Source organism: Paraburkholderia sp. Ac-20342 (genome assembly GCF_017104985.1).
Classification (GTDB): Bacteria; Pseudomonadota; Gammaproteobacteria; order Burkholderiales; family Burkholderiaceae; genus Paraburkholderia.
This window is the reverse complement of sequence record NZ_JAAGPQ010000075.1, coordinates 31,676-39,899: the sequence shown is the minus strand read 5'-3', so window position 1 is coordinate 39,899 and position 8,224 is coordinate 31,676. Positions and strand designations below refer to the sequence as shown.

At 65.4% G+C, this 8,224-nt stretch carries 9 protein-coding genes and 1 pseudogene; 7 read left to right on the top strand and 3 right to left on the bottom strand.

The genetic code is table 11. The features are described 5' to 3' along the window. Positions 1 to 129 precede the first annotated feature (129 nt). Positions 130 to 222, top strand: a pseudogene (locus G3N58_RS25315) (IS5/IS1182 family transposase); the annotation flags it as partial. Here G3N58_RS25315 and G3N58_RS25310 read toward each other — a convergent pair. Next, positions 223 to 762, bottom strand: a complete 540-nt coding sequence (locus G3N58_RS25310) for a hypothetical protein (RefSeq protein ID WP_167283402.1) — start codon at positions 760 to 762, stop codon at positions 223 to 225. Positions 763 to 842: 80 nt separating this feature from the next. Between G3N58_RS25310 and G3N58_RS25305 the strand changes: the two genes are divergently transcribed. The 6 genes from G3N58_RS25305 (at position 843) to G3N58_RS25280 (ending at position 6,055) form a co-directional block, all read left to right on the top strand. Further along, on the top strand, positions 843 to 1,388 hold the full coding sequence (locus tag G3N58_RS25305; protein WP_167038618.1) for an NUDIX hydrolase: 546 nt from the start codon (positions 843 to 845) through the stop codon (positions 1,386 to 1,388). 9 nt (positions 1,389 to 1,397) lie between these two features. Continuing rightward, positions 1,398 to 2,135: a leucyl/phenylalanyl-tRNA--protein transferase gene (aat, locus tag G3N58_RS25300; protein ID WP_206000488.1), complete on the top strand. Its 738-nt coding sequence runs from the start codon at positions 1,398 to 1,400 to the stop codon at positions 2,133 to 2,135. A 109-nt stretch (positions 2,136 to 2,244) separates the two neighbouring features. Continuing rightward, entirely contained in the window at positions 2,245 to 3,066 is an 822-nt protein-coding gene (locus G3N58_RS25295; protein WP_167283492.1) for an arginyltransferase, read from the top strand. Between the two features lie 205 nt (positions 3,067 to 3,271). After that, positions 3,272 to 4,294, top strand: a complete 1,023-nt coding sequence (locus tag G3N58_RS25290) for a quinone-dependent dihydroorotate dehydrogenase (RefSeq protein WP_205989596.1) — start codon at positions 3,272 to 3,274, stop codon at positions 4,292 to 4,294. Between the two features lie 116 nt (positions 4,295 to 4,410). Further along, positions 4,411 to 5,205 (top strand): cystine ABC transporter substrate-binding protein, encoded by a 795-nt coding sequence (locus tag G3N58_RS25285; RefSeq protein ID WP_206000487.1) that lies wholly within the window; start codon positions 4,411 to 4,413, stop codon positions 5,203 to 5,205. 190 nt (positions 5,206 to 5,395) lie between these two features. After that, a complete protein-coding gene (locus G3N58_RS25280; protein ID WP_167038628.1) occupies positions 5,396 to 6,055 on the top strand; it encodes an amino acid ABC transporter permease in 660 nt (219 codons plus the stop codon). Between the two features lie 115 nt (positions 6,056 to 6,170). On the opposite strand, the gene G3N58_RS25275 is transcribed toward G3N58_RS25280, so the two are convergent. Both G3N58_RS25275 and G3N58_RS25270 read right to left on the bottom strand, forming a co-directional pair. Then, positions 6,171 to 7,169 carry a Gfo/Idh/MocA family oxidoreductase gene (locus G3N58_RS25275; protein WP_206000490.1) on the bottom strand — a complete coding sequence of 333 codons (999 nt, stop codon included), beginning with the start codon at positions 7,167 to 7,169 and terminating at the stop codon, positions 6,171 to 6,173. A 198-nt stretch (positions 7,170 to 7,367) separates the two neighbouring features. After that, the gene (locus G3N58_RS25270; RefSeq protein WP_167038630.1) at positions 7,368 to 8,087 is read right to left on the bottom strand and encodes an FCD domain-containing protein; all 720 of its coding nucleotides are present in this window, start codon (positions 8,085 to 8,087) and stop codon (positions 7,368 to 7,370) included. Between the last annotated feature and the right edge of the window lie 137 nt (positions 8,088 to 8,224).

The following is an 8,224-nucleotide window of genomic DNA, read 5'->3' as shown; positions in this document are numbered from 1 at the left end:
GAACAGAAGGAGCTCTTCCAGACACTGAACCTGCCAACCCCGACCGCCGACGCCTTGTAGGGACAAAAACGCTACCCCTGATGTAGCGAAATCAAAGACTTACGCAAGAATCTGTCGAACTCGGGGGGCAAGCTGCATGCGGACAAGGGTGATGACTTTGCACGCTGCCGTCGTTACCTGAGGCAGCGCGGCATCACGGCCCGTATCGCCCGCCGTGGCGTGTCAAGGCCCGCGCAACGCGGGCCTTGTCGTTTTCGGCCGTACCTGTCCCCGGAAAAGCGCACCATGCGCGACCGCTACGCCAGTCACGCTGCCGCCTTGCGCGATGCGCTGCGCTACGCCGTAGAGCGGTGCGGCAGGGAGGTGATCGAGCGGCAAATCGAGGAAATCGGGAAACGATTGCAGGATGATTTGCACGTTGGCGTCGCCGTGATTGGCCGTCTTGCAGGACGTGCGCAATTCGGCAAGGCAGGTGTCTTCGAGGTAGCCGCGCAGGGTCGGAATGCCGCGCGTTGCCTTGGCGACTTGCGAGCGCTTCACCTTGCGCACGGCAACAGTAGTCAGGGAATCACCTTTGCGGTCCTGTAGTTCCGACTCACGGCGGGCTGCTTCGCGTGCTTCGCCGGGTTCATATCCGGCCACCGGCCCACGGTAAAGCGGCCCATCGAACCGTCCGGGCGCATCCATCGGTATGTATAGGTTCTGAGCCTTGCAAGACTTTTTGTTTTTCTGGCAATCCCATGCCTGAAGCGATGCAAGCACGGCACCCCCGCGGCGTCCGTGCCTCAATAATCCCGCGCCCCGGTGATAAACTCCTATCACCCTTTCTCGTCCCCTTTCCAATGAAATTCTGTTCTGTCTGCGGCCACGGCGTCAGTCTGAGCATTCCGCCGGGCGACAATCGCGAGCGCTTCGTATGCGGCAGTTGCGGCACGGTGCACTATCAGAATCCGCGTAACGTGGTCGGCACCGTCCCGGTCTGGGACGACAAGGTGCTGCTGTGCCGTCGCGCGATCGAGCCGCGCTACGGCTACTGGACGCTGCCCGCCGGCTTCATGGAAATGGGCGAGACGACCGCCGAGGCCGCCTCGCGCGAAACGCTCGAGGAAGCCGGCGCGCGCGTCGAGGTGCAAAACCTGTTCTCGCTGCTGAACGTGCCGCACGTGCATCAGGTGCATCTGTTCTACATGGCGCGCCTGCTCGATCTCGACATCGCCGCCGGCGAGGAAAGCCTCGAAGTGAAGCTCTTCGAGGAACACGAAATTCCGTGGGACGAGATCGCCTTTCCGACCGTCGGCCAGACCCTGCGCTTCTTCTTCGCCGACCGCACGGCCGGCAGCTTCGGCCTGCACACGGGCGACATCTTCCGCTCGCTGCGCGAAGGCTAACGAGCGCACATGGTTCCCTGGCTCGGCGTCGACGATCCGTTTCCGCCTGTCGAGCGCGCGCTCGGCGCGTCGAGCGGCGCGCCGGGACTGCTCGCGGCGAGCGGCGACCTGCTGCCGTCGCGGCTTATCGACGCTTACCGGCGCGGCATCTTCCCCTGGTACTCGGACGGCCAGCCCGTGTTGTGGTGGAGCCCCGATCCGCGCATGATCCTGCGCCCCGCCGAATTCAAGCTGTCGCCGTCGCTGCGCAAGACGCTCAAGCGCGTGCTGCGCGACGATGCATGGGAAATCCGCGTCGATCACGATTTCGCCGCCGTAATGCGCGCCTGCGCGCAAGCGCCGCGACGCGGACAGCGCGGCACCTGGATCACGGCCGACGTCGTCGAGGCGTATTCGTCGCTGCATCGGATGGGCGATGCGCACAGCATCGAAACCTGGTTCGAGGGCCGGCGCGTGGGCGGTCTGTATGGCGTGTCGTTCGGCACCATGTTCTTCGGCGAATCGATGTACACCGAGGTCACCGACGGCTCGAAAATGGCGCTGGCCGCGCTGGTCGGGCACCTGCGACGTCACGAAGTAGAAATGATAGACTGCCAGCAGAACACATCGCATCTGGCGTCGCTGGGCGGGCGCGAGATAGCGCGCAAGGCGTTCGTCGCGCACGTTCGCGCGTCGGTTGGCGCACCGGCGATTCCGTGGCGCTTCGACAAGACCGCATGGGTCGAACTCTTCGCGCGCGCCGCATAGGAAGAATCAGGCCGAATCCGCTCCGCCGCCCGCGCCCATCAGGACCGGGGCCATGAACCGCCAGGCGCGCCGGGTTTGCATTACCAGAGACGCATCGAGAGCTGCCAACGTGACTCATCCCAACGAGCTGCCTCTTTCCCCGCTTTCAGCGCTGCAATTTTATGCAACGGCGCCCTATCCCTGCAGTTATCTGGACGGCCGCATCGCCCGCTCGCAGGTCGCCACCCCCAGTCACCTCATCAATTCGGACGTCTATACGGAACTCGTGAAAGCGGGCTTCCGGCGCTCGGGCGTCTTCACCTATCGCCCCTATTGCGACGGCTGCCGCGCCTGCGTGCCGGTGCGCGTGCCGGTCGAGCGTTTCCAGCCGAACCGCACGCAGCGCCGCGTGTGGAAAAAGCATGGCGAGCTGGTCGCCACCGTCGCACCGCTGCACTACGACGAGGAGCACTACACGCTCTACATGCGCTACCAGTCGGCGCGCCACGCGGGCGGCGGCATGGACCGCGACAGCCGCGACCAGTACGAGCAGTTCCTGCTGCAAAGCCGGATCAACTCGCGGCTCGTCGAATTTCGCGAACCGTCGCCGGAGCACCCCGACGCACCGGGCACGCTGCGCATGATCAGCATGATCGACATTCTCGGCGACGGGCTCTCGTCGGTGTACACGTTCTTCGAGCCCGGCCTGCCGCACGCGAGCTTCGGCACCTACAACATCTGCTGGCAGATCGAGCAGGCGCGCAGCCTGAACCTGCCCTACGTGTACCTCGGCTACTGGATTCGCGAGAGCCCGAAAATGGCCTACAAGGCGAATTTCCGGCCGCTCGAAGGTTTGCTCGACGGCGCCTGGCGGGTGCTCGATCCAACCAGTGTCGACCTGCCGCCGGTCGATCTCGCGATGCACGGCCGGCGCGGACCGCTGCGGCCGTAGCGGCTCCCTGACAGCAACGGCCCGGAGCAGGCAAACCGCGTTGTCGACGCCGGCCCCGCTCGCCGGCGCGGCCCATGTGCATGCCGCGTCCACCACGCTCCGGCGCCTTCCTACGCCCCGATCACGCCCCCAATCGGTCTCATCGAAGCCCAAAGCCGGTAAAATAACGGGTTCCCATTTTCCGGCCGTCCGGCTGCCTCGTCCCGTGCTCAGCTCCCTTTACCCGCTTGTTCGCGCCCGGCTCTTTCGCATGGACGCGGAAGACGCCCATCATCTGACCTTGCGCATGCTCGGCGCCATCGGCCGCACCGGCCTCGCCAGCGCGCTCGCGCCGCGCGTGCCGGACGCGCCGCGCACCGTGATGGGCCTCACGTTCCGCAACCCGGTCGGACTCGCGGCGGGGCTCGACAAGGACGGCGCGTGCATCGACGGCCTCGCCGCGCTCGGCTTCGGCTTCATCGAGATCGGCACCGTGACGCCGCGCGCACAGCCGGGCAATCCGCGCCCGCGCATATTCCGGCTGCCGCAGGCGAACGCGGTGATCAACCGGATGGGCTTCAACAACGCCGGCGTCGACCAGTTCGTGCAGAACGTGCAGGCCGCGCGCTATCGCGGCATCCTCGGGCTGAACATCGGCAAGAACGCCGACACGCCGATCGAGCGCGCCGCCGAAGACTATCTCTACTGCCTCGAACGCGTATATCCGTTCGCGAGCTACGTGACGGTCAACATCTCCTCGCCGAATACGAAGAACCTGCGCCAGCTGCAAGGCGCCGACGAACTCGACGCGCTGCTCGCCGCGCTCAAGGACAAGCAGCAGCGTCTCGCCGACCTGCACGGCAAGCTCGTGCCGCTCGCGCTGAAAATCGCGCCGGACCTCGACGACGAGCAGATCAAGTCGATCGCCGGCACCCTGCTGCGCCACCGGTTCGAAGGCGTGATCGCGACCAATACGACGCTCTCGCGCACCGCGGTCGCCGGCCTGCAGCACGGCGACGAAGCCGGCGGCCTGTCGGGCAAGCCGGTGTTCGACGCGTCGAACGAGGTGATTCGCAAACTGCGCGCCGAGGTCGGCGAGACGGTGCCGATCATCGGCGTCGGCGGCATTTTCTCGGGCGAGGACGCGCGCGCGAAGCTCGCGGCCGGCGCGTCGCTCGTGCAGCTCTATACCGGTTTTATCTATCGGGGGCCGGCGCTCGTCGCCGAATGCGCACAGGCGTTGCGCTGAAATCAGCCGGCGCGCCGCCCCGGAATATAGACATAAACAAACGATATTTTTGCTTCGATAGTTTTGTTTGTTATGCTCACCGCCGTCACAATGCCAAACGAACAAAAAGGAACCCAATGAAATTTGGCCTGTTGAAAAAACTGCTGGTTGCCGCCTTGATCGGCACGTCGTTGACCGCCGTCACCGCGCACGCGGAAGACCTGCTCGACCAGGTCAAGCAGCGCGGCACGCTGCGCATCGGCCTCGAAGGCACCTTCCCGCCGTTCAACTCGAAAGCGCCGTCGGGCGAGCTGGTCGGCTATGACGTCGACATCGCCAGGGCCGTCGCCGCGAAGCTCGGCCTGAAGCCGGAGTTCATCACGACCGAGTGGAGCGGCATCATCGCCGGTCTGCAGGCGGGCAAGTTCGACGTGATCGTCAACCAGGTCGGCATCACCGATGCGCGCAAGCAAGCGCTCGACTTCTCGCCGGCCTACACGTATTCGGCCGCGCAGCTGATCCAGCGCAAGGACGACACGCGCCAGTTCAAGTCGCTCGACGACCTGAAGGGCAAGAAGCTCGGCGTCGGTCTCGGCACGAACTACATGGACATGGCGAAGTCGGTGCCGGGCATCGACGTGAAGACCTACCCGGGCGCGCCCGAGTATCTGCGCGATCTGGCCGCCGGCCGGCTCGACGCGGCCTTGAACGACCGTCTGATGCTCGCGTACCTGCTGAAGAACTCGCAACTGCCGCTGCGCACCGGCGCGAACGTCGGCACCGCCCCCCCGTCGGGCATTCCGTTCAGAAAGGGCAACCCGAAGTTCGCCAAGGCGATCGAGGACGCGATGACCCAGCTCGAAGCGGACGGCACCTTCACGAAGATCTCGGACAAGTGGTTCGGCATCGACGTCAGCAAGCCGATCCAGTAACACGCGCGTCGTAAATGGTGAAACGAAGGGCGGCATCGTTGGCGATGCCGCCCTTCGCGTTTTTGCGGCGAGCGCGGTGCGGGACCCGATCCGCGCGTCGCGTATACCCCGAGCCGCACCGCGCAAGCCGCGCCGTCACGCCCGCCAAAGTTTATGATGTGCGCTTTGCGCATCCCCAAGAACACCGCCCATGTCCATCACTTCCCTGCTGATCCAATCGCTGCCCGTGCTCGCGCAGGGCGCCTTGCTGACGATCAAGTTCGCGATCCTGTCGATGATCTTCGGCCTGATCGGCGGCGCCGTGCTCGCGCTGATGGGCATCAGCCACAGCCGGCCGCTGAACTGGATCGCACGCATCTATGTGAGCGTGATGCGCGGCACGCCGCTGCTCGTGCAGATCTTCGTGATTTATTACGGGCTGCCGAGCTTCGGCATCTCGCTCGATCCGACCCCGGCCGGCGTGATCGCCTTGTCGGCGAACGTCGCCGCGTATCTGTCGGAAAGCATGCGCGGCGCGATTCTCGGCATCCACCAGGGCCAATGGCTCGCCTCGTATAGCCTCGGGCTGTCGCGCCGTCAGACGCTGCGCTACGTGATCGCGCCGCAGGCACTGCGCATCGCCGTGCCGAGTCTGTCGAACAGCCTGATCAGCCTCATCAAGGACACCTCGCTCGTGTCCGTTATCACCGTGACCGAACTGCTGCGCAGCGCGCAGGAAATGATCGCGTCGACCTATCAGCCGCTGCCGCTTTATCTCGCCGCCGCGGCCGTGTACTGGGTGCTATGCCAGGTGCTCGAATGGGCGCAGCGCTGGTACGAACGGCGTCTGTCGCTGCCGACGCGGCATTGAGCGCCGCGCGGTCCGGGGCTCTCTGGCCGGCCCGGATTTCTGCTCGTATTTCCGCTCGTATTTCTGCTCGCACGCCGGCCCATTCATCGACTCGTTCGTCCCCTCGTTCGCCCACTCACTCCCCGGCGAACTTCACCCCGAGCGCCGCGCGCGCCGCATCGGCCATCGCGATCATCTGCAGCGACGTCGCGTGCGGCATCAGCGTGCTTTCGAGCCGTCCCGCGCGAATCAGCTCGCAGAAGTGCACAGTCTCGTAGTTCAGCCCGCCGCCTTCGAACGGCTCGTCGAGTTCGACGACGCGGCCATCGGCATAGCGGATCGTCGCGCGCGACGGATTCCACCACGGCTCGTGCAGCGTCACATGGCCGCCCTGCGCCATCAGCAGCGCATCGCCCTTGCCGTGCAGATCGAGTCCGCAGAACAGCTGCGCGATGCCGCGCTCGTGCTCGCTGTTGAGGCTCGCGAACGTATCGACGCCGCTCGCACCGAGCCGGCCGAACGTCTGCACGCCGCGTGGCGCGCCGAGCCAGTCCACCGCGAGAAACATTTCGTAGATGCCGATATCGAGCAGCGCGCCGCCTGCATGCTCGAACGATAGCGACGGATGATCGGCCGGCACGCCCGGCACCGAACAGCCCGCGCGCACGAAGCCGACCTCGCCGATCGGCGCGGCCGCGAGCTGCTCGCGCAGCTTTCTGTAGAGTGGATAGAACGGCGGCTTCATCGCTTCCATGAAGAGCCGTTGCGAAGCATACGCAACCGCGAGCACGCGTTCGAGCTGCGGCCGGTTGATCGTGGCGGGCTTCTCGCACAGCACGTGCAGACCGGCCTGCAACGCGGCGATCGCATAGTCGGCGTGGCTGTCCTGATGCGTCGCGATATAGAGTGCGTCGATGCCGCTCGCAAGCAGCGCCTCGAAACTGGCGTAGACGGCGCCGCCGAATTCGTCGGCGAAGGCCTGCGCCGGTTCCGCGCGACGCGACCACAGCGCGGCAAGCCGCGCCTGCGGCACATAGCCGAGCCCCTGCGCGAAACGGCGCGCAATGCGCCCGGTGCCGACGATTCCCCACCGGATCACGCGCGGCGTGTCCGCCGCGGGCGTGGCTTCGTGCATCGGCTCGTGCGCTGCCAACGTTGCATCTGTCATCGTGTCTTCAGGGTCCGTGCGGTTCAGGAGAGCCGTCATTGTCGCGCACGAAACGCATGTCGCCCATGCCTGCCGTGCGCGAATGCGCTCCGTCTACCGCACGCTCCCGCGCACACCGCTCAGCCGCGCGCGGCGATGCCCTCGCCCTCGCCTGCGCCGTTGCGCTCACGCGCGCGTCGACGGCTCCGCCGAAAACCGGCCGCTGAGCTCTTCGGCGGTGTAGTCGATCATCGCGAGCGAGGCGATTTCCGCTTCTTTCGGATCGCGCCGCTCGATCGCCTCGACCACGCGTCGATGCGAGGCGATCGCGGTTTCGCCCAGATCGTCCTTGTCGTGCATGATCGGATTGACGGTCGACAGCGCACCGCGAATGATCGCCGCCATCTGCTTGAAGAACTGGTTGCCGCTTGCGATCACGATGCGCGTGTGGAACAGCTCATCGGCTTCCTGATAACCGGGCTCGCCGGGGCGAATCAGGCGAAACGCCTCGAACGCCTCGCGGATCGCCGCAACGTCGACGGCACCGCCGCGCGCGGCCGCCTGCGCCGCCGCGCGCGGCTCGATCAGAATGCGGAACTCGATCACGTCGCGCAAAAACAGCGGATCAGGCTTCGCGCGAAAACGCCAGTTCACGACGTCCTCGTCGATCATGCGCCAATCGCTCATGGGCCGGATGCGCGTGCCGATCTTCGGCCGCACGTCCAGCATGTCGCGCGCGAGCAGCATCGAGAGCGCCTCGCGCATCACGGTGCGGCTCACGTCGAACTCCTTCGAGAGCACGTCCTGCGGCGGCAGTATCGCGCCGTACTTCTCCTCGACGATGCCGGTGACGAGCCCGTCCATCACTTTGCTCACCAGCGAGCGATCCTTGTTTGCCTGTTCCATGACCTCTATCTCCCCGAAGCGGTGTTAACCCCGCGTAGCCTGTTGATTGAATGGCCCATACAAATCGTTTTTATGCATTTCACATTTTTTAACGATACGTTGCTAGCTTCGAAACGGATGCGCCAGTGGGACACTTC